This is a genomic window from Thalassotalea eurytherma (assembly GCF_030161415.1).
In the GTDB taxonomy this organism is placed as follows: Bacteria; Pseudomonadota; Gammaproteobacteria; order Enterobacterales; family Alteromonadaceae; genus Thalassotalea_G; species Thalassotalea_G eurytherma.
Genome location: NZ_BSSU01000002.1, coordinates 153,042 through 177,145, shown reverse-complemented (window position 1 = coordinate 177,145; position 24,104 = coordinate 153,042). Strand labels below are relative to the sequence as shown.

General features: G+C 38.8%; 31 protein-coding genes. 14 read left to right on the top strand and 17 right to left on the bottom strand.

Annotated elements, in window-relative coordinates; all coding sequences use genetic code 11:
* The first annotated feature begins 222 nt into the window (after positions 1-222).
* Positions 223-378 (top strand): MmcQ/YjbR family DNA-binding protein, encoded by a 156-nt coding sequence (locus QQK02_RS02235; protein WP_284206319.1) that lies wholly within the window; start codon positions 223-225, stop codon positions 376-378.
* On the opposite strand, the gene QQK02_RS02230 is transcribed toward QQK02_RS02235, so the two are convergent.
* Genes QQK02_RS02230 through QQK02_RS02220 form a run of 3 tightly spaced genes read right to left on the bottom strand, consistent with a single transcriptional unit; the run spans position 371 to position 2,604 of the window.
* A complete protein-coding gene (locus QQK02_RS02230; protein ID WP_284206318.1) occupies positions 371-1,090 on the bottom strand; it encodes a pirin family protein in 720 nt (239 codons plus the stop codon). The two genes, QQK02_RS02235 and QQK02_RS02230, sit on opposite strands and share 8 nt — an antisense overlap.
* Before the next feature lie 30 nt (positions 1,091-1,120).
* Positions 1,121-2,104: a glutathione S-transferase family protein gene (locus QQK02_RS02225; RefSeq protein ID WP_284206317.1), complete on the bottom strand. Its 984-nt coding sequence runs from the start codon at positions 2,102-2,104 to the stop codon at positions 1,121-1,123.
* A gap of 50 nt (positions 2,105-2,154) precedes the next feature.
* Positions 2,155-2,604, bottom strand: a complete 450-nt coding sequence (locus QQK02_RS02220) for a DoxX family protein (protein ID WP_284206316.1) — start codon at positions 2,602-2,604, stop codon at positions 2,155-2,157.
* 152 nt (positions 2,605-2,756) lie between these two features.
* On the opposite strand from QQK02_RS02220, the gene QQK02_RS02215 reads away from it, so the two are divergent.
* Positions 2,757-3,650 (top strand): LysR substrate-binding domain-containing protein, encoded by an 894-nt coding sequence (locus QQK02_RS02215; protein ID WP_284206315.1) that lies wholly within the window; start codon positions 2,757-2,759, stop codon positions 3,648-3,650.
* A gap of 156 nt (positions 3,651-3,806) precedes the next feature.
* Here QQK02_RS02215 and QQK02_RS02210 read toward each other — a convergent pair whose 3' ends face one another.
* Both QQK02_RS02210 and QQK02_RS02205 read right to left on the bottom strand, forming a co-directional pair.
* Positions 3,807-4,412, bottom strand: a complete 606-nt coding sequence (locus QQK02_RS02210) for a hypothetical protein (protein WP_284206314.1) — start codon at positions 4,410-4,412, stop codon at positions 3,807-3,809.
* Positions 4,412-4,891, bottom strand: a complete 480-nt coding sequence (locus tag QQK02_RS02205) for a sigma-70 family RNA polymerase sigma factor (protein WP_284206313.1) — start codon at positions 4,889-4,891, stop codon at positions 4,412-4,414. The genes QQK02_RS02210 and QQK02_RS02205 overlap by 1 nt, the downstream gene beginning before the upstream one ends.
* A gap of 358 nt (positions 4,892-5,249) precedes the next feature.
* Between QQK02_RS02205 and QQK02_RS02200 the strand changes: the two genes are divergently transcribed.
* Both QQK02_RS02200 and QQK02_RS02195 read left to right on the top strand, forming a co-directional pair.
* On the top strand, positions 5,250-6,398 hold the full coding sequence (locus tag QQK02_RS02200; RefSeq protein ID WP_284206312.1) for a methyl-accepting chemotaxis protein: 1,149 nt from the start codon (positions 5,250-5,252) through the stop codon (positions 6,396-6,398).
* Between the two features lie 13 nt (positions 6,399-6,411).
* Entirely contained in the window at positions 6,412-7,245 is an 834-nt protein-coding gene (locus tag QQK02_RS02195; RefSeq protein WP_284206311.1) for a nitrate- and nitrite sensing domain-containing protein, read from the top strand.
* 12 nt (positions 7,246-7,257) lie between these two features.
* Here the strand turns inward: QQK02_RS02195 and QQK02_RS02190 are convergent, their stop codons facing one another.
* Positions 7,258-8,295, bottom strand: a complete 1,038-nt coding sequence (locus QQK02_RS02190; protein ID WP_284206310.1) for a serine hydrolase domain-containing protein — start codon at positions 8,293-8,295, stop codon at positions 7,258-7,260.
* 144 nt (positions 8,296-8,439) lie between these two features.
* Here QQK02_RS02190 and QQK02_RS02185 point away from each other — a divergent pair, with 144 nt between their 5' ends.
* The gene (locus QQK02_RS02185) at positions 8,440-8,700 is read left to right on the top strand and encodes a DUF5062 family protein (protein WP_284206309.1); all 261 of its coding nucleotides are present in this window, start codon (positions 8,440-8,442) and stop codon (positions 8,698-8,700) included.
* Positions 8,701-8,789: 89 nt separating this feature from the next.
* Here QQK02_RS02185 and QQK02_RS02180 read toward each other — a convergent pair whose 3' ends face one another.
* Positions 8,790-9,584, bottom strand: coding sequence for a hypothetical protein (locus tag QQK02_RS02180; RefSeq protein ID WP_284206308.1), 795 nt, complete (start codon positions 9,582-9,584; stop codon positions 8,790-8,792).
* A gap of 122 nt (positions 9,585-9,706) precedes the next feature.
* On the opposite strand from QQK02_RS02180, the gene QQK02_RS02175 reads away from it, so the two are divergent.
* Entirely contained in the window at positions 9,707-11,752 is a 2,046-nt protein-coding gene (locus tag QQK02_RS02175) for a winged helix-turn-helix domain-containing protein (protein WP_284206307.1), read from the top strand.
* A 1-nt stretch (position 11,753) separates the two neighbouring features.
* On the opposite strand, the gene QQK02_RS02170 is transcribed toward QQK02_RS02175, so the two are convergent.
* Positions 11,754-12,284: a hypothetical protein gene (locus QQK02_RS02170; RefSeq protein ID WP_284206306.1), complete on the bottom strand. Its 531-nt coding sequence runs from the start codon at positions 12,282-12,284 to the stop codon at positions 11,754-11,756.
* Between the two features lie 185 nt (positions 12,285-12,469).
* Between QQK02_RS02170 and QQK02_RS02165 the strand changes: the two genes are divergently transcribed.
* From QQK02_RS02165 to QQK02_RS02155, 3 genes are read left to right on the top strand one after another with little or no spacing between them, the layout of a single operon-like run.
* The gene (locus QQK02_RS02165) at positions 12,470-12,730 is read left to right on the top strand and encodes a DUF3081 family protein (RefSeq protein WP_284206305.1); all 261 of its coding nucleotides are present in this window, start codon (positions 12,470-12,472) and stop codon (positions 12,728-12,730) included.
* Positions 12,731-12,747: 17 nt separating this feature from the next.
* Positions 12,748-13,419, top strand: a complete 672-nt coding sequence (locus QQK02_RS02160; RefSeq protein ID WP_284206304.1) for a CIA30 family protein — start codon at positions 12,748-12,750, stop codon at positions 13,417-13,419.
* A 5-nt stretch (positions 13,420-13,424) separates the two neighbouring features.
* On the top strand, positions 13,425-13,640 hold the full coding sequence (locus tag QQK02_RS02155; protein ID WP_284206303.1) for a TIGR02450 family Trp-rich protein: 216 nt from the start codon (positions 13,425-13,427) through the stop codon (positions 13,638-13,640).
* A 46-nt stretch (positions 13,641-13,686) separates the two neighbouring features.
* Here the strand turns inward: QQK02_RS02155 and QQK02_RS02150 are convergent, their stop codons facing one another.
* The gene (locus tag QQK02_RS02150; protein WP_284206302.1) at positions 13,687-14,337 is read right to left on the bottom strand and encodes a flavin reductase family protein; all 651 of its coding nucleotides are present in this window, start codon (positions 14,335-14,337) and stop codon (positions 13,687-13,689) included.
* 157 nt (positions 14,338-14,494) lie between these two features.
* Between QQK02_RS02150 and QQK02_RS02145 the strand changes: the two genes are divergently transcribed.
* Positions 14,495-14,752, top strand: a complete 258-nt coding sequence (locus tag QQK02_RS02145) for a DUF6482 family protein (protein ID WP_284206301.1) — start codon at positions 14,495-14,497, stop codon at positions 14,750-14,752.
* 5 nt (positions 14,753-14,757) lie between these two features.
* Here the strand turns inward: QQK02_RS02145 and QQK02_RS02140 are convergent, their stop codons facing one another.
* From QQK02_RS02140 to QQK02_RS02130, 3 genes are read right to left on the bottom strand one after another with little or no spacing between them, the layout of a single operon-like run.
* Complete coding sequence (locus QQK02_RS02140) at positions 14,758-15,492, bottom strand: SDR family NAD(P)-dependent oxidoreductase (protein ID WP_284206300.1); 735 nt, start codon at positions 15,490-15,492, stop codon at positions 14,758-14,760.
* Complete coding sequence (locus tag QQK02_RS02135; protein WP_284206299.1) at positions 15,455-15,910, bottom strand: thiol-disulfide oxidoreductase DCC family protein; 456 nt, start codon at positions 15,908-15,910, stop codon at positions 15,455-15,457. The genes QQK02_RS02140 and QQK02_RS02135 overlap by 38 nt, the downstream gene beginning before the upstream one ends.
* A 5-nt stretch (positions 15,911-15,915) precedes the next feature.
* Entirely contained in the window at positions 15,916-16,335 is a 420-nt protein-coding gene (locus QQK02_RS02130) for a DUF3429 domain-containing protein (RefSeq protein WP_284206298.1), read from the bottom strand.
* A 170-nt stretch (positions 16,336-16,505) separates the two neighbouring features.
* On the opposite strand from QQK02_RS02130, the gene QQK02_RS02125 reads away from it, so the two are divergent.
* The 3 genes from QQK02_RS02125 to QQK02_RS02115 all read left to right on the top strand — a co-directional run bounded on the left by QQK02_RS02125 (position 16,506) and on the right by QQK02_RS02115 (position 19,239).
* Positions 16,506-17,555 carry a CNNM domain-containing protein gene (locus QQK02_RS02125; RefSeq protein ID WP_284206297.1) on the top strand — a complete coding sequence of 350 codons (1,050 nt, stop codon included), beginning with the start codon at positions 16,506-16,508 and terminating at the stop codon, positions 17,553-17,555.
* Between the two features lie 146 nt (positions 17,556-17,701).
* Positions 17,702-18,220: a phosphatase PAP2 family protein gene (locus QQK02_RS02120; RefSeq protein WP_284206296.1), complete on the top strand. Its 519-nt coding sequence runs from the start codon at positions 17,702-17,704 to the stop codon at positions 18,218-18,220.
* A complete protein-coding gene (locus QQK02_RS02115) occupies positions 18,217-19,239 on the top strand; it encodes an MJ1255/VC2487 family glycosyltransferase (RefSeq protein WP_284206295.1) in 1,023 nt (340 codons plus the stop codon). Before QQK02_RS02120 ends, QQK02_RS02115 begins: the two co-directional genes overlap by 4 nt.
* A 91-nt stretch (positions 19,240-19,330) precedes the next feature.
* Here the strand turns inward: QQK02_RS02115 and QQK02_RS02110 are convergent, their stop codons facing one another.
* From QQK02_RS02110 to QQK02_RS02100, 3 genes are read right to left on the bottom strand one after another with little or no spacing between them, the layout of a single operon-like run.
* A complete protein-coding gene (locus QQK02_RS02110) occupies positions 19,331-20,434 on the bottom strand; it encodes a DUF805 domain-containing protein (protein WP_284206294.1) in 1,104 nt (367 codons plus the stop codon).
* Positions 20,435-20,456: 22 nt separating this feature from the next.
* Positions 20,457-20,759, bottom strand: coding sequence for a DUF3301 domain-containing protein (locus tag QQK02_RS02105; protein WP_284206293.1), 303 nt, complete (start codon positions 20,757-20,759; stop codon positions 20,457-20,459).
* Between the two features lie 24 nt (positions 20,760-20,783).
* Positions 20,784-21,812 (bottom strand): DUF3549 family protein, encoded by a 1,029-nt coding sequence (locus QQK02_RS02100; protein WP_284206292.1) that lies wholly within the window; start codon positions 21,810-21,812, stop codon positions 20,784-20,786.
* Between the two features lie 96 nt (positions 21,813-21,908).
* On the opposite strand from QQK02_RS02100, the gene truC reads away from it, so the two are divergent.
* Complete coding sequence (gene truC / locus QQK02_RS02095) at positions 21,909-22,685, top strand: tRNA pseudouridine(65) synthase TruC (RefSeq protein ID WP_284206291.1); 777 nt, start codon at positions 21,909-21,911, stop codon at positions 22,683-22,685.
* 27 nt (positions 22,686-22,712) lie between these two features.
* Here the strand turns inward: truC and QQK02_RS02090 are convergent, their stop codons facing one another.
* Positions 22,713-23,090, bottom strand: a complete 378-nt coding sequence (locus QQK02_RS02090; protein ID WP_284206290.1) for a hypothetical protein — start codon at positions 23,088-23,090, stop codon at positions 22,713-22,715.
* Positions 23,091-23,267: 177 nt separating this feature from the next.
* On the bottom strand, positions 23,268-24,098 hold the full coding sequence (dapD, locus tag QQK02_RS02085; RefSeq protein WP_284206289.1) for a 2,3,4,5-tetrahydropyridine-2,6-dicarboxylate N-succinyltransferase: 831 nt from the start codon (positions 24,096-24,098) through the stop codon (positions 23,268-23,270).
* Positions 24,099-24,104: the final 6 nt, after the last annotated feature.

The window sequence follows — 24,104 nt, the reverse complement described above, 5'->3', positions numbered from 1 at the left end:
TTTTTTCAGTGCAAGTGCAACAGCATAAGCATAGCACAAGTGTCTTAGACTACCAGAGAACTAGTGCGAAGCTAGGCCTATTCAAAGCTATTCTTTATAAAGCACTTAGTTGTACATTACGTATCAGTGGGATGTTCACACTGTAATCTACATGATTTTAATCACGCGGTTATTACAGAATTGAATTCATCCTTGATTTTATAACGTAGCGCTAATGATTACATGTATAAAGCAGAATGGAGCACGATCACTTTAGACGGCTCAATTCCACAAAGTGAAATTGAGCGTATGAACGATAATTTCTTTTCGTATGGTGGTCAGCAATCTAGCAAAGAAAGACTAGCAATCAATCTTGTTGCATTTATCATTCCTATTTGATTGTATCTATAATGATTATTTCACATTCAGTTTTCGCAGAAATTGTAATTGAGCTTGTTTGAGTAATCTCGGCACCATCTCCTTTATTCATCGTGATTGAAGCTGTTTCTTTTGTGATATTATCTTCAATGTTGAACATACCGTCTGAAGCTAGAATATAGGCTTGATGGTCAATACCATGTTCAATCGTGGCACCTTTGGCTAGCTTACCACCGTAAATTCGGGCGTGTTGATTGATAAAAAGTGCATCGCCTCTATCTTCGTCATAGCCAGAAGCGAGTAACATTAATGATTTAGTTTGCGTTGTTGGAAACTGTTTACTTTCCCAGCGAGGCGCAACGTTTTGCTTATTTGTTTCAAGCCAAATTTGGTAAAAGGTTAGTGGCTCTTTCGTTCTGTTGTATTCAGAATGAGTAATACCTGTGCCCGCGCTCATCACCTGAACCTCGCCAGCTTTAGTGACCCCTTTATTACCTGTACTGTCTTGATGAGTAATCGCGCCAGAACGAATAAAGCTAATAATTTCCATGTTACGGTGAGGATGAGACGGAAAGCCTGTTGCTGGCTCAACCCAGTCGTCATTAATAACACGCAATTTACCGAAGCCCATGCGCGCAGGGTTATAGTAGTGAGCAAAGCTAAAATGATGTTTAGATTTTAGCCAACCATGGTTCGCACTACCTAAACGATTATATGGATATTGTTTTAACATAATATTACTCCTGTAACTATAAGCGTGCAGTTAACTAAATTGCTTGTCTCTACCATGCGGCACAGTCCAATCTTGCTTATGCGTGATAGGAACAATGCCGTATGGATTAATGGTTAAATGGCTCGCGTAGTAATGTCGCTTGATATGCGCTTCATTTACTGTTTTTGCAATATTAGGCATTTGATAGAGCTCTAACATAAAGTGGTAAATATTCGGGTATTGCTCAATCAACTTTAAATTACACTTAAAGTGGGTATGGTAAACCCAATCAAAACGTATCAAGGTTACCCATAAACGCCAATCGGCTTCAGTTATGTTGCTACCTGTTAAGTAGCGCTGGTTTGATAGCAATAACTCAATGTTATCCAGTGCATTGAATAACGCGTTTACGTTTTTGTTATAGGCTTCTTGTGTCGTTGCAAACCCTGTTTTATACACGCCGTTATTGATCGCGTGATAAACTAATTCGTTTACTTCATCTATTTTTTCTCTCAATGTTTCAGGATACAAGTCGAGTGTATTACCCGTTAACTCGTTAAAAGCACTATTAAACATGCGAATGATTTCTGATGATTCATTGCTAACGATGACGTTATTTTTCTTATCAAATAAAATCGGTACGCTATTTACACCTTGGTAGTTAGGGTCTTGAGCGAGATATTTTTCTGCTATAAAGTTATCACCACATAACGCATCACCTGTTGTGCCATAAAGCTGCGCTGACTCTTTATCATGGGTAAATGACCAGCCTTTATCGTGCATATCAGGGTGTACCACACTAACAGTGATCAAATCCTCTAACCCTTTTAATTGACGAAATACTAAGGTGCGGTGTGCCCAAGGGCAGGCAAATGAAACATATAGGTGATAACGACCTGCTTCTGCTTTGAATCCGCCAACACCGCTCTTGCCTGCGCTACCATCAGGGGTAATCCAATTTCTAAATTGTGACTCTTTTCGTTGATATTCGCCGTCTTTGATACTGCTATTCCAACTTGTTTTAACGTCAGCCATGATCATTGCTCTCTTTTTAATGAATAAAGATTTACTGTGTTTATTTGTTTTTAGCTAAAGCGTCTAGCTAAAAGGTTATCGAGGGATAACTTTCCTGCGCCACTAATGACTAACGATACAGACGCTGCCAATAAAATCAGGGCAAACTCATAGCCATTAGCTGACATAAATAAACCGTTTTCGAAATGTACGCTAAATATTGCAACAACCATGGTTATGGCTAAAACAAAGCTTGTTGGCCTTGTAAGTAAACCAGCAATAAGTAATAAACCACCAAAGAACTCAGCACTGCCTGCCATTAGTGCCATTAAATAACCCGGAGATAGGCCGATTGAATCCATCCATTGCCCAGTGCCTTGCAAGCCATAGCCGCCAAACCATGCGAATAGCTTTTGTGCGCCATGGGCTGTGAAAATAATACCCGCTATAAGACGCAGCGGCATAGTTGATAAAGATTGTTCAGAATTTGTGATTCTTTTTAAAGTGTTTGTGATACTCATTTTTAATACCTTTTATTGGGTTGAAACGTAATTAACTAACTGTGAGACTATTCTATAAGTTGAATCGTGATTAAATAACCCATAGTATTTGTTTGGTTTGTTCAAAAAAATTGAATAATCTTTATGGGCAATATAAAAGGTAGGAGAACGGCATGAATACACCACCGCTTAGTATTGAAGCATTGATGGTTTTAGATGCAATTGAACATCGCGGCAGTTACGCGGCTGCAGCTGAGCATTTAAACAAAGTACCATCAGCACTCTCCTACATCGTGCAAAAGTTAGAAGAGCAATTAGGCGTCACTATTTTTATTCGTCAAGGCAGGCGTGCGGTACTAACACCTGCGGGAAAGCATCTATTGATTGAAGGGCGTAAAATGTTAAACGCCATCAATATACTTTCTGAACAAACACAAACGATTGCCAATGGCTGGGAGCCCAAAATACGTATAGTTTGTGATTCGATTATTGACACTAAGCCAGTATTTGAAAAGATTCAACGCTTTCTCAACGAGCATCAGACGATTGAAATTGATGTACAAGAAGAGGTAATGAAAGGGACGTGGGAAGCGTTGATGGAAGATAGAGTTGATTTAGTGATTGGCGCGCCAGCCCCAGTACCTGCTCAAAAGGGCATCAGAGCGGTAAAAATAGCTGAACTCAATAATGTATTGGTGGTTAATCAGTCTCATCCATTATCTGCCGTTGATATACCGATTCAAACGAGTGAGCTGTCAAAGCATCGAAGTGTTGTTGTTCATGATTCTGCCAAAAACGAAATTCCCTGGTCGGTGAATCTTGTCAAAGGCAGTCAGCGATTTTACGTTAGCAATGTCTCACGTAAGCTTGAAGCGATATTCGCCGGCATTGGTTTTGGCTATTTACCTTATTACCTTGCTGAGCAGTACATAAAGGCAGGGCAGTTAACGCAGTTGTCGCTATCAGATAAGTCTAAACACCAGGGTCTTTATATGGCGTGGAAAGTTGCTAATAAAGGAAAAGGGTTAAATAAATTAAGGTCAATTTTTTTGAATGAGCCGCTCTAGTTATCATGCTGGTGCCCCCAAAATAACAGGTAATGATTACGTTCGTTATGTATGAAGACAATCGCTCACTGTCAAGACCATAATTAGCTAAGAGGAGAAGTGACCAAGAAAGAGCATTAACCTTTCTTGGTACATATCAATTTACAAGCCGTGGTTTTAATCTGCTTCCTTGAGCTCTTGAAGTTTCTTATCAATACTCGATAACAATGGGTTAAATTTTTTCGTCACTGCTCGTTTATTTAGAAAATAAACAGCAACAATTAGTATTGTTAAAAAGCCATAGTAAATCATAAGTGATTCAGAAAGTTGAGGTATACCAGAAGCGTCAACGCTTGCGCCTAACGTTATCAAAATAATACTGACGGTAATTGGCGCGATATACCAACTCACTACACCTTCTAGCAAGGATTTTTGTTGCGATATTTTTTGTTTTTCATTTTCTAAATAAGATCTGATGCTACTTTCTTTAGAAACATTAATTTTTTTTGCGCTGACTAACCGATAGGGAATGTAGATACTGTTTAGTATCGCAAGTATCAAGCCTATTGACTGAATTATGCCTGCGGAATAAAACAGTCCAAACACCCAAAATGGAATTAACAATAGTGCAATAGTAATCTCAAGAATGTCTCTACGCTTTATCTCTTTATCTACTTTCTTTGTTTCGTGTTCTAACATAGCAATTACCTTTTCTAAGTTTTCGTTGTCAGCAGGTACATCAACGATTTCTTGCCAGTCTTGTTTCAAGTCATCAAGTTTCATTACTCTGCCCCTACATACTGATTTTCAAATGTTGCTTTGATACGTTTAATGCGAGCGCGTACTGCATTAGCGCTAATGCCAACCACTTCTGCACTGGCCTCTGAAGACAAACCGTCCAAATACATCATCAGGAGGCTAGCATCTATGTCGTTAAGTTCATTCATAAAAGTATTAAGTAGCTCCGCCTGACAATTATTTTGGGCAGGCTCACAGATAGGTGGGCGTATATTCGCTATTTGTTGTTTCAGCGCATTATGTTTCACTGCTTTCTTTACGTATGTACAGGCAGTATTTAATGCCACTTTATATACCCAGGTTGCTCTTGATGCCTGCCCTTCAAAGGAATTGAAGCTTCGCCAGAGCTGCAACAATATATCTTGGTATAAGTCGTCAACGTCACCATTACTGCAATAACGTGAAGCGATATACCTTAATCGCCCTTGGTTACTTTTTATGACTTGTTCAAATTCTTTAAGCATTGCACTAGGCGCTCGTTATTATTTGTTTGGATATATAGTTAGTATGTAAGGAAGTTAGATTGTGTCACGGTGATAGAAAAATAATTGATTTATTTTTCGTTTAGTACAATGAGTGAGCATGTTAATTATCGAAGATTATAATTGAATTCACTAATTTAGGGCATCGGTCACACCGTAATTGTGCACTGTAAATTAAGGTTCACTTTTTAATCGATAACCAGTTCACAGAAACTTATGAATTTAGTTTTAACTTCATATAGTTAAAATTATTTAGCCGAAAGTAAGTTAGCTGTTTTTCTCTGGTATGTTGTTTGCAAACGTAATGGATTGGAGCAAATTTGTATTAATGAGGACATGAATGGTTGCGTCTTTTTGGTACCCAGGGAGTTTTATCCTAAAAAGTTTAGGCATTAAAAAATATATCTTTATGTTTTATGTGCTTATTGCTGGATTAATCGCAAGCGGATATGTGGCTAACACCAGTGTTTTTATCATTTTGTCATTAATTACTTCGTATTATCTATCGGCACTATTTTATATAATTATCAATGATATAAACTTACTGTTTAGTTTGCTAAACGGCATTGACGGCGATAATTTTGACTACCGTAATTTAGCGTATAAACCTACGGTGTTGCAGGCCTCTTACCAGCAATTATTACGCACCTACAAAGAAATGAGTCGAACCAAATTGGCTTATTCAGATCGAATGAATGAAGTTGAATTTGTCTCACTTGAAGTCATCGATACCGCAACCAAAGTGGCAACCAATGCCAAACACCAGTCTGATGCGACGCACTCCACAGCATCAGCAATTACCCAAATGAGCCAGTCGATTGAAGAAGTCACACACGAAATCAATAACGTGCAGCATGCCGCAAGTTCAGCAAGTGACTACTCAAAGCAAGGCCGAATAGGCCTAGAAAAGCTACATGAACAAATTCGAATCATGGAAGCAAAAGCTCATAATACGCAAGAACAAATGCGATTATTAGACCAAACTAGTGAAAGTGCACTGAAAATGTCTGAGGCTATTAAAGGCATTTCTGAGCAAACAAATTTGCTTGCTCTAAACGCATCAATTGAAGCAGCTAGGGCAGGTGACTTCGGTAAAGGTTTTGCTGTTGTCGCTAACGAAGTACGTTATTTAGCTCAGCATAGTAATGATATTTCTCAAAAAATCATTAAAGAAATTGGCGATATTCGACAACAAAGCGGACATATCGTCGACAGTATGACTACGGTTGTAAACAGTGCCGATAATTGTTTGTCACAGTCCAATCAAGTCGATGAGCATTTTGAAACGATTGAATGTGAAACGGCAAGTGTGCAAAACCAAGTCGCTATTGTTGCAACAAACGCAGAGCAACAGAAAATGGCAACACAGGAAATATCAGAGCATATTGAGCTCGTTGTTGAAGGAGCACGAAGTAATGCTGAAATTGCTTCTCAAGCAGACAAATTAGCAAATCACCTAAAAAACCTTACTCAGGAAGTTGTTCATTAAAGGAACTTTGTTTATGAATGTGGTACTTATTTCCCTCGTTACTTTTTTACTTATCATTGCTTTTGGTGGGCTCTATTATTCAAAGAAGAAAAAGCTACGTGCTTTGCAATTATCAGGTGTGGAGCAGGTAGAGAAAATTAAATTGCTCATCTCATTGTTACAAAGTCATCGTGGTCTTAGTGCTGCTAAATGTCAAAACGATTCGTCTGTTGATCAACAACTAATGGCCTTGAAAAACAAAATACAGCAGCAGTCCTCACAATTAAATCAATTAATACCTCAACAAGAGCGCTGGCTAGCATTTACAGAACATTGGCAACGTTTAGCAACTGACCAACGTGCAAAGCAAGCAGAGAACAACTTTAAACAACACACTCATATGATTGCTAACGTGATCTATTTACTTGAAGATGTTGCACAGCATCATGCATTAAATATGAACGAACTGCCTAACTTCAAACATGTAAGTTTGGTCTGGGGAGAGCTAGTTAATGTGATAGAGTGTGTTGGACAATCTAGAGCCGTTGGCACTGGTGCCGTTACGGCTGGTCGATGCAATAGTGTTGAGCTGATTCGGTTAAAGTTTTTGGTTAAGCATATTAACGAATTGTCGGATACGGTATTAGATGAGCTCAAACAGGTTGTTGGCGTACCTAAACAATTAATTAATGAGAGTAACGATAAAATAGATCAGCTAACCACGACCATTAGCACTGAAATTATTAATCGTGAAAAAATTGAAATCACCAGGGTTGAATATTTTGAGCTAGCAACCACGGTCATGGAAGTACTTAACCAAGTATTCGATAATCAAGTACAGCAACTTAAAGGTGCGCTAAATCAATAGCCAGGTAATAGATTAATTCTTTTCGGTTGGTTGGCTTAATATTTTCACAATGCGATGATACATTACGTCGTTAAATGTAAGTGTATTGCCACCTACGGTATTAACAAACTGAATAACCACGGTATCAATATCTTTGTGGTAACGTGCGATACTGTAATAGCCCAACACCCAACCGGTATGCTCATATTCATAGATAGACTGGTAAATTTCTTGCTCTTTTTCAGTGAATAAAGAGCCATCGTTTAATGCTCTTAAAAATACACCAACATCTTCTGCTGTAGCAACAAAGCCTTGATCAAGTCCTTTAAAATCATAATCATAGTCAATGTGATATCCACTCATTAGATCGTTTAAATCAATATCATTGACAGAGAAGTGTGTGTTTTTAAGGTTAAGAGGATCTAATATTGCTTCTTTGATAAACGTTGAATGGTCATACCCAAGTACTTTTTTCATTATTATAGATAACAGTAAATAGTTGGTGTTGGAGTAACCATAATCAGCATTGGGTTTGAAGTCTGCGGGTAAGTCGAGCACCAAGTTCAAGTTATCATCTGCACCGACTGATGTTTCACCCCAATTAAAACCTGGTTGGTCGGTATAGTTTGGAATACCACTGCGATGCTCTACCAGCATGCGTATGGTAATTTCATCCGCATTTTCAATTCTCAACGCTAAGGAAGGTAGGTATTGTGCGAGCGTACCGTCTAAAGATAAGGAACCGTTAGCGACAAGTTTAGCAATTGCAGATGCATCGTATAGTTTACCTATACTGGCAATTTTAAATAATGCGTCAGGTTTGGCTTTGATTTGTTGGCTGCGATCATGCCAACCGCTAACAAGTGTTTTAGGAGCTTCACCAAGTTTATGATAGAAAACAATGATGCCATCGATATTTTTAGCAACAGCACTATCAAGCTGCTCTTGCACCGTTGAAGGTAGCGGCGAAAGGTATAAGATGCCTGCACGCCAAGGCGCTAAGAGGTAAATACTTGATACAGTGACGATTACAGCTAATAGCTGTAAAACTAATATTTTTGAACGTGGCATTTGCGCTAATTTTTAAAATCCGTTTCGTGAGTGAGCAACGCATTACTCAATCAATAATACATAACACTGTAAATGTTTTGTTGGTAAAACGCATCTTATATGTTTATATGACTAACATTAAAAGTTGTTAACGGATTAAAGCCAATGAAAAAAATTAAAAATCAAAATGAGTTGTTGCGAGTTGCCATTAGTGTTGGTGAAAAATACGCGCTAAACCGAGGCTATACCGGGTTTTCTTCTACTAACTCATCAAAGGAAAAGGTTGAAAGCTTATATCGCTTGTTAGTGAACGATAATATGATCCAGCCATTGGCTGAAGACAGTGAAGACTTAGCAAGTATGAAAGTTAAACTGGTTAAATGGATTTCTAAACAATTACCAGAGAATCATCCACTGTTAAACTAGTCTAACGCAGTTACGAAAATTAAGATGAGTTAGCTATCACTTATTAATCGAAAATGGGCTTGAATTAGAAGCTTAAACCACATTGCTTGTTAAAAATCACAAGGTAAATGTGATTGTATCGTTTCACTCGCTATTTGCCTAAATAGCTGTTGTGTCGACATATCAACGTCAATATCTTCAATAAAGGGCAATAAATCTGCAGGGTTGCCAGTGATTACTTCATAAAGCACGAAGGCTGTTAGTGCTTTTCCTACGGTAGAGGCATGATTTCCATCTGATAAATAGAGGTACAAATCAGGCTGAAGTGAAATAACCCTATCCCAAGCTAAGCCAATTGGCGCTACACATGCTTTTTGTTCAAACACTATACCCTTATGAATGTTGTGTACTCGCGAGGCCTCTTCTAGATTTCCACGTTGCGGGTGTTCAGGAAATAGGATCGGCATTATTGCGTTGGCTTTCGCTTGACTAATCCACATTTTAGCTGCACGTGTAGGGTATTCAACAGCCCCTGATTGAGAATACTTTTGTCCTTGAAGCACGATGTGACTCCATGATTGTTCTTGAAGCAATTTAGCGCGTTGCCCCATAACATCTTGGCTGTCAAGGAAACTACCGCCAACGGTTAAACTATCAACTTGTATGTTGCTATTTTCTGCTTTTATCATTTTTTCAATGAGCGGACCTATGCTATTGGCGTGACTATTGCCAAAAATCAAAATATTGTAATGAGTTTGAAAGCGGTTATCAGGAATTGGTAAATTGCCGTTGATGGTTTGCTCGTTTATTTCTGTGTTTTTTGCAACGTGTGTTGACGTAGCAGAGTCAGAATTACAGGCTGTAACAAAAATGGCACACAATAGGATGTAAATACGTTGTAACATAGTAAGTGATTATAATTTACGTGGATTTGTCAGTAGTGTTGGCAACATGTTGTTTTTTATCAATAAAGAAGTGACAATGATTTGATAAGGAAACGATAATGACGAAATAAAGGACTTGTTTTATGCAATTTGTTTTTGATGATGTGATTGTTGACAACGATCGAAAAACATTGTTGAAAAGTGGAGAGTTAGTTGAGTGCGAACCTCGAGTTTTCCAATTACTCGTGTATTTTTGCATGCACCCTCATGAAGCAATAACGCGCGCTAGTTTAATTGAAAGTGTATGGCAAGGTAGGGTCGTATCTGACGCTGCCGTGAATCGAGCTGTAGGTGAACTAAGAAAATTAATCGAAGAGTCTCAAAGTTCGCCCAAGTATATTCAAACAGTGAGCAAGGTTGGGTATCGCTTCACCAGTAAACCTAATGTGATAACTCATGGCTCAATAGCGCGAAGCGCTAGTCATTGGCAGCGCTTCATGTTGATATGTTTGTTAGTAGTTGTTGTGGCTATTTGTGCCATTGTGGTTTTACAAAACAACAGCAATAAACTCAGTATCACCCCAACAAAAATTGTTCATCGCAGCCCACTTACCTCATTTTTAGGAAGTTCGTTTAATGCTTCTTACGATAAACGTCATGACAGTGTTTATTATTTATTTAAAGAAGAGCCGAAAGACAGTGCTCAAATCTATCAAATGGATTCAATAGGTCGTTATCAACAGATAACGGACGATAGTTTTTATTACACTGATGTTATTGCTTCATCAGATGACACAATATTCGCAGCTCGTTTAAATAACCTTGAAGAGCGACAATGTGAGATTGTTCAAATTAGCAAAGTTGATTACAACATTTCATCGTTAATTGATTGCGGGCAAAGTATCGTTTCACAATTGGCATTGGATTCAAAACAAAACCGTTTGATATATCGTAATAGAGAGCACATTGCCCAACCTTATAGTATTTTTTCGTTCCATTTAAATACAATGCGACAGCAACAATTAACACGGCCAAAACAAGGTGGTAATGGGCTTGGTGATTATATTTTTGCATTGAATACTAGCAGTAATTTCTTAGCTGTAATTGAATATCATGATACAGGTAAAGATAGGCTTAAAGTTATAGATTTGACGTCTAATAGCGTGATTTTAAACACCGATTTTGACCAAGGCATATTTGGTCTTTTATGGCATGATGAACATAGCCTGATTTATTCTAAAGACGACGGTTTATACGTCTTTAGTATTGCTGATAATCAGGTAAGCGTTATCGAGAAAAGTGACCAATTTGGTCGTTTAAGTTATGGGGAACAGCCTCTTGAAATGTTGACTGAACGCAGCCACCTGCAAGCGAATATTTATGGGGTCCCTTTGCTAAACAAGGGTGTAAAAAACGCTCACTTTAAAGACACCAGTAAATATACATTTACTCAAAATGTTCAATTGAATCATATGCCGGCGCTTGGCAATCTATCGAATATATTGGCTTTTCAAATAAGCAAACCTGGCAAAGTAGAGCTCCATATTAAACCAGAGGGTAAGCCAAGTTATCGAGTCAGTTTTCAAGACGATATAGACTTCATTAGCGCAATGGATTGGTCAATTGACGACTCGCTACTTATCGCGAGTATTAATGGAGGAGTGTATGTCTATTCAATCATTGATCGCACATGGCAAGCGTTAACTGAACGTCATTTAAAAGTACATCATGTAGCTTTTATCAATAAGCACGCATACTATAGCGCTGAAGTGGATGGACAATGGAATATTTGGCGAATGACCGTTGAAGGTGACGATAAAACACAGGTAACTTTTAAGGGTGGATATAGTGTTCAAGGTAATGAAAACGAGATCTATTATACAAAGTTTAATCGTTCTGGGTTATTTAAGTTGTCATTCTCCGCATCTGATGAGGTATTGTTGTTGGCTGACTTTCCAGTAAAAAACTGGCGGCATTGGCAACTCAAAGGAAGTAAGATCTATCTGAAGGAAAACACAACACTAAGCGCCTTTGAACTTACGAGCAAAAATAAAGACGTTGTGTATGAATTTAGTGATGACATGCCTTCTACATGTCATGTATCTCATGACCAAGCGATGGCTGCCTGCAGTATTATTGACGACAGTTCAAGTAATCTATGGCGCGTTAAACTGGCGTCTGAGCAGTGATTTATTGGATGATATCTCTAATGTTTTTGAGTGCTTCAACGCCAAAACCTTGGTCATAGAAGTACAAGATCTTGCCTGCTCGGTTAATGAGTATAACCCGAGCATTATTTGGATTTTCGTTACCCGTGAATTTTTGAACGGTGTCGCCATCTTCGTAAATGGTGATTACACCTTTCCACAAAGGTTTTGGTATGCCTTTTCTCATGCCATTATCAATCAACGTACTGAACATTCTCGGGAACATCCCTTGGATGGTAGGTAATTCGTAAACCGGTAAGTTCGTACTCGTAAAATCGAGTGCTATCAGCCAGCGGTCAATATCAAATTGTGAATCTTGTTTGTAGCCAATCAACAACAAAGTGTATTCGTTGTCAAAATCACCTGGAATATTGATCGCTTCCTGCTCTAATGATTGCCCGCTAACTGAAGGGAAACTTTCACCTGTTAATGACTGGTTGGGATAGGTTGTGCTGCAAGCCGATAATAGACTAACGATGATTAACGAGCAAAAAATAGTTTTCAATGAAGCCATAGAGATATCCAATATCTTTGTTTTTCTTTATCTTACGCAAGGCTTATTGATTTAGTTCACATCGCGCTACAATTTTTAAGAGCTTGATCGTTAATATGTCTAGGCACGTATAACCTGTTATTGGTAGCAAAGGTGGTATTGAGCTGTCAATGAGTACAACATGCGCAATAAGGTGGAGGGGCAAGATGACTAATATTAAAACTGAAACCCGTCAGTTTCTAACGCTCTTTAATTTGGTGACTTCTCAAGGTCAAAAACAAGAGTCTGTTTATGAATTTGAAGGGATCAGAGCATGGCACGATTTTGATGGCTATACCTGCTGGCTTGCGTATAAAGATGTAACCATTACCATACTTTTTCATAGCAAATTCCAGGTTGAATTTGAGAAAGAAGAAACATTTATCAATTTTTCAAAGAAAGCCGCGCGACTTCTAGCGCTCGCTTAACGAGAAAACGCAAAATAATGAAAACTATCTATTTAATCGCCATCATTACCGGCCTTAGTTTATTTTCGAGTGCTAGTTACAGCTTACTAAGCGCAACTTCATTTTATGTTGAACCTACTATGAATAGTCAACCACAACAAATAACGGGCTTGCGCAAGGACCAGTCTTCACTCGTTATTGAAGTCAATCAACAAGACGCAACCAATTGGTCTTCTACCAACGATGGTGTTATGGGGGGCAGATCAACCGGCCAAATGTCCTTTGAGCAAAACTTTGGTATTTTCAGCGGTAATATCTCGTTAGCAAATAACGGCGGCTTTAGTTCGGTTTATCGACGCGTCAACCAACTCGAAGCAGATACTGATGCCGTAGTGATAGACGTTGAAGGCGATGGCAACACCTACCAGTTGAGACTAGCGTTAAACATCAATGGTTATCGTATTCCATACAAACATAACTTTGAAACACGAGCTGGCGTTCGACAACAAATTTCACTGCCAATGGCAGAATTTCGCGCCTCATATCACGGGCGAATTATTAGCGATGCGCCACCTGTTTACCCTGAGCGCATCAAAGAAGTAGGTTTTTTGCTTGCTAACAAAAAAGCGGGGGCCTTTTCTTTAGTGGTACATAAGATAGTATTTGCCAATAATTCTGTGCTGGAAACCGCCGCTATAGAAGTCAGGTAAACCACATGAACAAAGTTAATCCAAAAAAGCTGCTGCATAGCAAATGGACAAAAAGGGATGTGATCAATAAAGAAAAGCACTTTATGATCACAGACGTTGCTTTTGACGAAGACCAAAAGGTTGTCAAATGTCTAATAGAAGCCATTAAAACCAACAATGAATACGCGATTAACTGGCGTACTTTAAAAGATCCTGCACAGTGGCGTATTGGCTGGAAGTAATAACCAACAATGCCGTCTAATCAATAATGGCCGGCGAGTTGCCAAATTACACTTCCTTATTGTCGCTAATAATTTGCGGTAACGTATCGGGCTTAGCATAACTTAATCGCCCTAAACGATTACCAACATGATAATTATCTAAACCTGTCACAGCAACTGTATCTAGTGCTTCGATGTCTATATAACCATCACTTGTGATGTGTTGTGATGGGTAATAAATATCGGTGATTTCACCAATAATCATCATCGTTTTGTTCAGGCTAATCGGCATTATCTCTCTCAACCTCAAGGCATACTTCAACTGACTTTCCTTAACAAAAGGAGCGCTTATACCGGCTTTAAATTCAGGTGTGAGCCCCGTCTCTTCAAATTCAGATTGTGTTTTTAAATATCGGGCTGAGGTTTGATGGGCCTGTTGCCATATCGTACGATTAACTTGGTTTATCGTGTATTGGCCAAGTGCTTTGATATTGGAAAGTGTATGTCGCTCAGCACTATCTGGGCGCATAATAAACCCTACAAGTGCTGGGGAAGCACCTAAGTGAATAACAGAGCTAAAGATAGCCAAGTTTGCAGCGCCAGTGTTGTCAGCAGTTCCGATTAGGTTAGCACTTTTGAATCCGGATAAGCTATTGATAAGGTGAGCTCGGTACCTATTGTCTAAATCATATACCTGTTGCTGAGATAAGTGTTTCATATAGATCTTCGTTGTTGTCAATAAAATGGGTTACGCAAGTGATGAGCTTTACGATCAACCAATACAAGTTTTTGCTCAAAAAGTAGTCTGTTTTACCATGTTGCTCGTAATGAAGCTTGAAACCATATTTTCGAAAAGCTATTGCTAAGGAATGATTATGTTAACAGGTGCTACTATTTTAGGTATTGCAGATGCCACTCACTATTTAGTGGGTGAGACAGACCAAACTGGCAGTTTCTCTAAATTGCCGCAACTTGAGCGTGTTGCCGTGTGTGATTCTTTATCGGAAGCAAAGGCGCTTTTGAGATCGCATCATTATGATCAAGCATCGTTAAAATTGCAGTCAGCCTATGACGAAATGTGTGGCACTGGTGACAGTCTTGGTGGCATGATTGAGCAAAGTATCAAGCTGTAATGTAATTACCACGCTATGGCTTTGTCTTGCCAATCAACATAGCTCAATTCGCCGTCTACTTGATGTCTTTTTACGATTTCAAGTAGTTGTTGTGCGACAAAGTCAGTCGTGAATAGCTTATCTTGGGCAACACGTTTTTGAAAAGGTCTAGAAAGCGCTGTGTCTGTTGTACCGGGGTGGAACGCAATAAGTTTTATATGTTTAGCCGTTCGTTTTAGTTCTATCGCCGCCGTTTTTAACATCATGTTTAATGCCGATTTAGACGCTCTGTAACTATACCAGCCACCAAGTTGATTATCTGAAATACTGCCAATTCGCGCGCTAAAAACAACAACTTTACAAAAAGGCTTAGCCTTTAGCTTGGTCACCAAATGGGTTAACCACAACATTGGTGTTAAGGCGTTAGCAAACATTGTTTGGCAAAATTGGTTTGCACTAAAATTTGCAAGTTGCTTCTCAGGTAAGAATGCTGGTGTGTGAAGCAAGCCATTACACATATAAACTTGCGTCACCTGTTCAAGTAAACTGCTCGTTAATTGCTCACATGTTAAAGAAATGGTTTGTTCACTATAGTCACTGATACTAATTTTCATTGAGTTAGAAAATTGTTCATCGTCGTATTGAGAAAAATCACGACTAACGAGGAGTAAGTTTTCTCCTTGGTTAGTGGCTAGCTTTTTAGCAAGCGCTTTTGCAATACCGCTACTTGCGCCGATTATTAGGTGTTTTTCTTGTGTCATGGCAATATCCAGTTGAGCAGTCAGGCGTTTCTAAATTGAAATGTTTATTTGCGAAGAAGGAAATAGCTTTTCGATAACGCGCGAAAAACATGTAACCTAGTTTCGATAACTGTCTAAATAGCGGTATTTTCAAAAATAAAACCCAGTGCTTTTTACCTACTAACGACCACGCCCAATAATTGACGTCAATCCCGCTAATTAGCTTTCCTAGGTGAATGGCATAGATAACTTTTAATGCTTGATCTTTTGTTAATGTCTCGCCATTTGCCAGTGTTAAGGTTTTCTCTAAAAAAGCTTCATCGTGAATATCGAATAATTCTATTTGGTTATTTGTATCATGCGCTTTAAGTTTATTCATTTCAAAACAACAAAGTGGGCATTGACCATCATAAAAAATTGTTAACGTAGGAATAATCACGGCTATTAAAACTCCATCAGCATTACACTTGCCAACAGGTGCAAGAAAATGACAATTAACGTAAGTCGACTTCTTAACGTGTGATAGGTGTCGAGGTAAGAAATAGTATTAGACTGCCTGAGCCTGCGCTCAGCATACCAAATAGAGAAATACCCAAAACCTAGCCAAAGCAAACCGATTTGGCTAGGTAACAATATACTCGCAACGGCAAATAAACATAATAGGTTACTGATGATAGCAGTGCGTTTTGATTCGATATTTGCTTGCCACAGCGTGCCGGCTAGAAAGCTTAATATGGCAATACTATAAATAACGAAAAGCGGCGGTGACGTTTTTACGGGGATACTGCTAGTGCTTGACAGAAAAAATAAGCTAGCGATAAACGGTAAAACCCCTAAGTAACCTAACAGGTGTCGAATATCCATGATCATTGAGGGTTGAAGACTTTTGTATGAATACGAGAGACTGTTTAAATAAGATCATAACAAACACAATGGCTTAATAATTGTTACTTGATATTTGTTTACCTTTAAATTCCGTTATTGACTGTTATACACTATGCAAAATGTTGGTAATTTTCCTTTGAGCACCCTTAATGAGTTTATTGATCCTCTATATTGTACTAGCTATTGGCGTTTCTTTTTTATGTTCTGTTCTTGAGGCGGTATTACTAAGCGTTAATAGCGCTTATATTACTACGTTAGTTAACGATGGCAGACCTTCAGGTTTGTTATATAAAAAATGGAAAGAAAACGTAGGTAGGCCTTTAGCTGCAATACTTACGCTTAATACCATAGCTCATACTATTGGTGCTGCAGGCGCTGGTGCCCAAGCGGCAGAGGTGTTTGGTAGCGCCTATATTGGCTTGTTTTCTGCAATTCTTACTTTTTTAATTTTAGTTTTTTCTGAAATTATCCCTAAAACGATAGGTGCGCAATTCTGGCGACAATTAGCGCCAGCCTCTGCTTACATACTTAAGTATATGGTGTGGGCTTTATATCCATTTATTGTGATGGCTGAATATCTGACCTCGTTTTTCAATAAAGGAGACAATTTGTCAGGGTTAAGTCGTGAAGAGTTTTCTGCTATGGCTCAATTAAGTACAGAAGAAGGGCAACTTGAAGAGCAGGAAGCTCAGTTTCTTCAAAACTTAATGTTGTTAAAAACCATTAGAGTAAAAGACGCAATGACTCCACGTACCGTGATTTTTGCACTGTCTGAATCTCTGCTCGTTGAAGAATACTTTCACAAACACGATAAAGTATTTTTCTCACGTATACCTGTATATCAAGATGATCCCGATAATATTGTCGGTTATGTTTTTAGAACGGACTTATTAATGGCGCAAGCACGTGAAAATGGTAAACAGCCATTAGCCAATTATACTCGTCCAATCATCGCAATTCCTGACACACTCATGTTAAGCAAAGCGATGAACAAACTGATCAAAGACCGCTCCCATATCATGCTAGTGGTAAGTGAATATGGTAGTGTGCAAGGCATTATCACCTTAGAAGATGCTATTGAAACCTTATTAGGGTTAGAAATTGTTGATGAAAAAGACAAAGATGTTGATATGCAAAAGTTAGCGAGAAAACTTTGGCGTAAGCGCGCTGAGGGTAAGGGAGTAGAACTTAAAGAGTAATGTGTTGTCGTGCATGGTGGCTCAAATGTTACACCATGCACGATTTTTGTCTGTAAACTGTCATCTTTCTATCTTTTAAACGTCATTTATTCTTCATAAACCCCTTATACAGTAACCACATATCGTTTCAATGAGGTTAAATCGATATGTTGGTAAGCAAAAATAATGTCAATCAGATTGATGTCGCAGTATTTAAGTTTTTGTTCGTAAGTCGTTTAAGCTTTCGACTCAAAGACGTTAGTCGCTTCGTCTCAAAAACTGGTGACGGTCAGCTTTATATCGCCGTTGGATTACTGCTTTATTTGTTTGAACCAATTAACGGGCGTGCTTTCTTTTTTCACGCGTTAGCGCTCTTTAGTGTTTACCTTCCTATCTACCTTTTACTCAAGCAACTCTTTAAACGCCAAAGGCCGTGCCACTCAATTGTTGATATGTCATCACATATTACTGCTTCAGATAAGTTTAGTATGCCGTCTGGACATACTTCGGCAGCCACATTAATGGCTTGCTTGATTGAGGCTTATTATCCGCAATGGGGCGCGCTGTGTTTTACATGGGCTGGTTTAATTGGTATTTCCAGAGTCTCGTTAGGCGTTCATTACCCAACCGATATTTTAGCGGGTGCTGGTCTTAGTTTGCTGATTGCATATATAGGTTTGATATGAAAATTCTTTACGGCGTGCAGGGTACAGGCAATGGCCATATTACCCGCGCAAGAGCTATGGCTAAATGCTTTCACGAGCAAGGTGTAAGTGTTGACTATATGTTTAGTGGCCGTGAGCCATCTCAATACTTTGATATGGATATTTTTGGTCCTTACTGTACCTTCAGAGGGCTTTCTTTTGTCACTGAAGACGGCAAGGTACAAGTGTTTAAAAGTGCACGAAAACTTAACCTATTAAGCTTTATTAAAGATGTTAGGGCGCTTAATGTTGATAGCTACGATTTAATTATTAATGACTTTGAGCCAGTCTCAGCATGGGCAGGAAAATTATCGGGTAAACAAGTGATCAATATTTCTCATCAAGCGGCATTTTATGATCCGTTGGTGCCAATGTTATCTGTGGCGAGTTTACATCGACGATTTATTTCGTTATTTGCACCATCAGACCTTGCTTTAGGCGTTCATTGGCTGCCGTTTGGAGGGCGAATCCTGCCGCCATTTGTTGAGGTCAACTGTGATAACAAACAATCACATAGTTTTAAATTGGTGTATTTACCTTTTGAAAACTTAGATGAAATTATCTCGTTACTAACGTTATTTAGTGATGAGGATTTTATCGTTTACCACCCTGATATGACTGAAAAGAAGCATATTGAAAACTGTCATATCAACCCGCTTAATCGCGTCAATTTTATTCACGATTTGCAAAATTGTAATGGTGTTATTTGTAATGCAGGCTTTGAATTATCAAGTGAAGCATTAACGCTTGGTAAAAAGTTACTGGTAAAACCGTTGCAAGGGCAATTTGAGCAACTGTCAAACGCGAAAGTTTTAGTCGATATGCAACGAGCAACCATCATGCATTCGTTGAATGAGTTTACCCTTGATAATTGGCTTACCGAACAAGGTGTTGAGAAAGTTAACTTCCCTAGTGACCCTGCGCCATTAATTAATTGGCTCTTAGCAGGTAACTATCAAGAGCCTGAACAACTCTGTGAACAGCTATGGCTGCGTGTCTAAGGTTTATCACTGTAAACAGCGAGTATTAAATAAAAAAGAGGCAATATGCCTCTTTTTTATTCATTATGCGTTATGCGTGGCAGAGCACTTATTAGTAGCTGAGAATTTCACCGTAATAACGAACCTTTCCTAACGCTGCTTGGCTACCCTTTAAAGAAAAGTCATAACCACAAAGTTTAAAACTGCCACGTTTAGCGAGCTGATTAATTAACTCATTGCGATCTAACGGTGAAAAAACGGCAAAATAATTGGCGTCGTTTTCAACGAAAACTTTAGCCGTACGGATACTTTTTTTATTGTTAAAAGTTAACTGCTGGCATGTTTCATCTCCTTCAGCAGTTGAGAAACGCCATAACTCTTTACGTAGCGTTTCATCAGCTTGCCAAGAAATAACAATGCCTTGGTATGGGTTCGACGAAATTGAAAAGCCATCAACCAAAGTCACTGTATTACTGAGGGTTGAAAACTCATCGAGGTTGGCAGATTGCGCCGCTATTTGTGGCTCTTCAATGGCCGTTTGTTCTGAGCCACTAAACGCAGCAATAATCACCACGAGCAAAAACAAGATAGCCAAGGCAATCGCTATTTTCACTTTATGCGCTAATACCAGTATTCTTATTTGTTCACCGATATCTTGCTCAGTTGCCTCGTCAGTGTTTTGATTCATATGAACCTGAGCAGGCTGTTCATTAATATCGTGTGTACCAACCATAGATCCATCAATTGATGCTCCAGCACTGCCAACTAAAGTTGGCTCAACACGTCGCACGCTACCGTGTTGGTAGCTTGCCTGTGAAGCTGTTAAATCAATAGGGCCGTTGTAACCATATTGGTACGTTAATTGGTTATCTTGGCTCTTGTAGGTGAGTAAGATGAGGATCAATATTAACGGTAGTATTAAGGTTACGATAAAGCCATTGTGATCAGTAAAGGCAATGACCAATGCCGCTAAGCCGAACACAGCACTAGGTAAAAATTGCCAATAATTGGTGATGCCAGCATCTCGACAACGACGAATGCAACTGCCTGCAAACAGTGCGATTATCGGTAACGTCATGATTAAAAGTGCAAACGGGTTAGCTGACAGCATCATACTTAATACAGAGAAAAGCACGATAGATACTATTGTAACAATAGCGAATCGTTCTCTGTTGTCTTTACCTTTTAGGCAAAATAAAGAGTTAAGTAGTGGCAATGTTATCTCCAGAGAAAATAGGTTAGTTGATACGAAATGCTGGTGTCGTGATATCTTGCAGCTTTAAACCTTGCAAAGTCATCACACCTTGATAAGAGGCTTCTCCGTCGCCACTAAAATGAAAGTCAAAGGTACTTGACCAAAATAATCCATTTTTTGTTGTAAAGCTCAAGCGGCTTTTACGTCTAGCAATATCAATAAACTGTAATTTATTTTGCTGACAATATAACTGTACATGTCGCTTTGCTGCTTCGGCAATTTTTCTAAGGTATATGAAATACCAACAAATCAGAAAAGCGAAAAGTAAGTAATAGATATTTTCCATGGTATTTATTGTTGTTCTGCTCGTTTAATGCGTTTTTTGTTGGTTGAATAACGTACCAATTGCTTTTGCTAGTGATTCACTGCGTTGCTCGGCGCGTATGCACATTAATACGGTTGGGCGTAATAATGGTATCGATACAATATCTTTAAATATTGCTGCAAACAAGTTTGAATCGTTGCTTTGTGCAAGGTTATCTAAATAGTTCATCATCAGCTCGTGGCTTGCAAGAGCCTGCCAGCATCTTCCTGATAAAATAATCAGTAGCTCAGTTACCGGCTCTTTAGCTAAAATAGATTTGACGAGTTCGCTAACATGAGGGTGGTCTGCATTTTTAGCCAGTGCTCTTAATGCATGTTGAGCTTCGTCTATATCTGGTGCGTTATTAAATCGCTCAATTAACTGCTCGATAACATCAACCGATAATGTTTCGTTTTCTAGGGCTGAACAAAGCACATTAAATACTTGGCTTGGAATATGAGGTAAAGCTGAACGTAAAAACTGTTCATTATCTTTGTCATTTAACCGAGCGGCAAAGTCAGCAATACCTTGTACACCAACTGATTGCCATTCTTGCCAGCCTAATTGACCAGAAAAATACAATTGGGTGTGTTCATAATAGCTACTTGCGTTTTGCTTTAGCTCAACGTTTAATTTTGAATTTAACGAAGCAAGCTTATATTGCGCTGGTGTAAAATTATAAGGGTTGCTCTTTAATAACTCTTCTTGTTTCTGTGTTGGGTCAACCGTTAAATCGCTGCCCAAGGCTTCAACAATAATCGCAATAAAGTGATTTCGAGCGCCTTGATTCAACAAGCCTCGCTCATCAAGTGGCAGCTTAACAAACCAAATGTAGGGAGTTTTTGAAGACTTTTGCCAAAATGCGAGTGCGAGATGCGCATTTCCTTGCATAGGGTACGGATAGGGTAATTGATTATGTTCAATTTTTTCAAAATCAGCTTTACTGATTTTATCGATACGTCGTCCGATATCATAAACACGAAACTGGCTACCTGAGAGGGTAATTAATTCAGAAATGGTATCTATTGTGCTCATGTTAATTATTGCTATCAAAATTTGTCGGCATTATAGATAATATTGCCTTAACTTTAAATGATCTTCGTAAGGCATTTCGCTGCAAGCAACCCTCCTATGAATGAAAAAAATAATCAAAACATTGAAGCGCCTGATCTTGATAAACCTCAACTTGAGATTTTGTATCAAGATAACTATTTAGTTGCAGTTAATAAACCGTCGGGTTTGTTTGTTCATCGCAGCTATTTAGATCGTCATGAAAAATACTTCGCCTTGCAGTTAGTTCGTGATTTAGTTGGACAATACGTATACCCCGTTCATCGTTTAGATAGGCCGACCTCAGGTGTGCTGCTATTTGCTTTAACTGAAAACACAGCCCGAGCAATGAATGAGTTATTTTCAGAGCGAAAAGTAGAGAAAACTTATTATGCGTTGACGAGAGGGCATTTGCTAGGTGAGGGAATTGTCGATCATGCATTAAAAGAGCAACATGATAAAATCGCTGATAAGTTTGCTCAACAAGATAAAGCACCACAAGAAGCTGTAACCTGCTATCAATCACTTGCAACGGCAACCTTACCGATTGCTGTTGGTAAATATACGAGTGTTCGTTATAGCTTAGTAAAATTGATGCCGAAAACGGGTAGAAAGCATCAAATCAGACGCCATTTATCTCACTTACGTTACCCCATAATTGGTGATATCAATCATGGTGATAACAAACAAAACCCATTTTTCCATCAATACTTTGGTTTTAAGCGATTAATGCTACATGCTAAATCGTTGTCGTTTGTTCATCCTATGACTAATGAACCCATTGACATAACCTCGGATTTTGACGCGCAATGGCAACAGGTGTTTGACCATTTAGGCTGGCATAGTCTCAATGCGTAATCGCTGAAGGCAAATTATCTTGCGACGTTATTTCGGACCAGAGATTCGTTTTGCGTTTGCATCAAAATGACGCCATGCCAGCTGTTGCTTAGCTTTTCCAGGATCGTCAGCACGACTTCCTTTGATTTCGACAAAGTATCCGTTTTGCACATACAGGCTTTGCGCTGTTTGTTTTTCAAAAGCGAGTACCATCAACTGATCTTGTGGTAGCGCTCTGTTAGCTAATGAGTAGGCAAGCTGACCGTCATTGGTATATATACGCGGTTGTGTTTCTGCTTTAAACCCTTGATTCATTTGATAGGTGTGTTGACTTTGTTGACTTGTTTCAACAACAGATGGTGTAGATTGGCAGGCAGTCATCAACAATACTGTACTGAGCAAACCGATTAATTGAGTAAATTTCATAACAACAACTTAAAGTAACGAATAGGGCTTCTAAGTTGTTGTTTGCAGATGTTATGCCAAACTAAATTCGAGTATTTACCTTGTTGTTTTTTAATGATTTATTTTGTGGTGTCAAAAAAACAACAGATAAAAAAACCAGTTCAAAGAACTGGTTTGTTATTTTATGACACTAAAGTTTTATTCGTCAGAAACAGAACGTAATAGGGCGTTGATACCCACTTTAGCACGTGTTTTTGCATCTACTTTTTTAACGATAATAGCGGCGTAAAGACTGTATGTACCACATTTTGATGGTAGGTTGCCTGGCACAACAACTGAGCCGGCAGGTACTCTGCCATAATGTACTTCGCCCGTTTCACGATCAAAGATACGGGTACTTTGGCCGATAAAAACACCCATTGAAATAACTGCACCTTCTTCAACAACTACGCCTTCAACAATTTCAGAACGAGCGCCAATAAAGCAATTATCTTCAATAATGGTTGGGCCTGCTTGTAATGGCTCTAACACACCACCAATACCAACACCGCCAGATAAGTGAACGTTTTTACCTATCTGTGCACATGAACCTACCGTAGCCCAAGTATCAACCATTGAACCTTCATCTACGTATGCTCCAATATTTACGTAACTTGGCATAACAACAACATTTTTACCAACGTATGAGCCTGTTCGAACTGTGGCGGGCGGCACAATACGTACACCATCTTTATCAAACATAGCTTGATCGTAATCAGCGTATTTCAATGGCACTTTGTCAAAGTACTTGCTATCCCCGCCATCAACGACTTCGTTATCCCAAATTCTAAAGGATAACAATACGGCTTTTTTCAACCACTGATGTACAACCCATTCACCGGCAACCTTTTCTGCAACACGTGCTGAGCCATCATTTAACATAGCAAGAGCATCGAGTACTGCATTTTTTATTTCAGTGCTGACGGAAGTAGGAGTGATAGACATGCGCTCTTCAAACGCAGCTTCAATAATATTTTGTAATTCGCTCATTTATTT